Source organism: Thermococcus sp. Bubb.Bath (assembly GCF_012027595.1).
GTDB lineage: Archaea > Methanobacteriota_B > Thermococci > Thermococcales > Thermococcaceae > Thermococcus.
The window spans coordinates 1-405 of sequence record NZ_SNUR01000058.1; the positions used below are offsets into that span (position 1 = coordinate 1).

General features: G+C 34.1%; 1 pseudogene. It reads left to right on the plus strand.

Annotated features, from left to right (window positions below):
* Window positions 1-405: pseudogene (locus E3E29_RS11500) on the plus strand (DUF917 family protein); the annotation flags it as partial.

The following is a 405-nucleotide window of genomic DNA, read 5'->3' on the forward strand; positions in this document are numbered from 1 at the left end:
TGACATAAACGCTGAGAAACTTGTTAGAAGTATTGTTTCATCAATCAAGTCCAAAGTTGGAGTTGCTTCCCATCCAATAAAAGGGAAGATTTCTAAAGAAATTTTGATTAGGGACAGCTTAAGCTATGCACTGAAGCTTGGAAAAATACTGAGAGAAAAAGACGATTGGATTCTGAAATTTTTAAAAGAGGGAGGATTTCTTCTTTTTAAAGGAGAGTGCATTTTTCTAAAGTGGAAAAATGAAAATGGTTTTACAGTTGGGGAAGTTGAACTCCAAGGAATTGATGAATTTAAGGGAGAATCTTACAGGATATGGTTCAAAAATGAGAACATAATCTCATGGAGGAACAATCAGATTGATGTTACAGTTCCAGATTTGATAACCATACTAACAATAGAAGGAGA